Below are 1,145 nucleotides of genomic sequence, written 5' to 3' on the forward strand. Positions count from 1 at the left end.
CGATTGTAGAACCCTTCGATAAACGCAAAGATCTCTCGGCTCGCCTCCTCCCGCGTGTGATACGCCTGGTGATGGACCAACTCATTCTTGAGCGTGCTGAAGAAACTCTCTGCCACCGCGTTGTCATAGCAGTTGCCCTTCCGACTCATGCTCGGGATTATGCCGAGGCTCACGAGTTGCCGTTGATAGGCCAGGCAGCTGTATTGCGCCCCCTGATCGGAGTGATGAATCAGACCGGGCCGAACGCGGCGTTGGCGGACCGCCATGGCCAGGGCATCCAGCGTCAGCTGTTGATCGGGCCGGGCACTCATGGCCCAGCCGATCGCTCGGCGCGAATACAAATCCAGCAGCACCGCCACATAGAGCCAGCCCGCTCGCGTGGGCACGTGGGTCACGTCACCGACCCACACGCGATTGAGTCCCGTTGTGACAAAACACTGCTGAAGCCGGTTGGGTGCCGGTGGAGGCAACTGATGGTGTGCGACGATGACGCGGAAGCGCCGAACCCGTCGGGCTTCGAGTCCCGCGAGTTTCCGCAGTCGGGCCACCCGATGACGGCCGCATCGAATGCCACGCGCCTTCAGCACCTGCCAGAGTTTCACGGCGCCGTACCCTTCGCGTGTCTGCTGATGTACGTCCCGCAGGACTGGGAGCAGGTGTTGATCCGCTGCGACTCGTGCACTCACGGGTCGGGCCCGCCAGGCGTAGTAGCCGCTGCGACTGACCGCGAGGGCGGCACACAAGCGACTGACACGATGGATCCGTTCCTGTGTCCGAATACACGCGTATCTCACGTGGACTCCCTCGCAAAGAACGCGGCGGCTTTTTTTAAAATGTCGCGCTCCTCCGTGACCCGCGCCAATTCTCGCTGGAGCCGTGCGAGTTCCGCAGCGGGTTCGGCGTGCCGACCGGACCCCGGGAAGGCCCCACCATGTGTGGCCACTTCTTTTTGCCATTTATAGAGACGATTGCGTGGGACGCCCAGCTCACGGGCAATCTCAGCCGCGGGGCGTTGCCCGGCATTGAGCAATTGCACGGCTTGCCGCTTAAACTCGGGGGTGAACCGTCGTCGTTGGCCCATGTCGCACCTCCTCGGGAGCTATCGTGCCCCCATTTGAGGTGTCCGTCAAACCCGGGCTAGCTCA

General features: G+C 62.5%; 2 protein-coding genes. Both read right to left on the reverse strand.

Translation table 11 applies throughout. The features are described 5' to 3' along the window. On the reverse strand, positions 1-794 hold a 794-nt coding region (locus NITLEN_RS06345; protein WP_181416681.1), incomplete at its 3' end, for an IS3 family transposase. Beyond that, positions 791-1,081 carry a transposase gene (locus NITLEN_RS06350; RefSeq protein WP_121990465.1) on the reverse strand — a complete coding sequence of 97 codons (291 nt, stop codon included), beginning with the start codon at positions 1,079-1,081 and terminating at the stop codon, positions 791-793. The genes NITLEN_RS06345 and NITLEN_RS06350, both read right to left, overlap by 4 nt. Between the last annotated feature and the right edge of the window lie 64 nt (positions 1,082-1,145).

The sequence above is a fragment of the Nitrospira lenta genome (assembly GCF_900403705.1).
GTDB lineage: Bacteria > Nitrospirota > Nitrospiria > Nitrospirales > Nitrospiraceae > Nitrospira_D > Nitrospira_D lenta.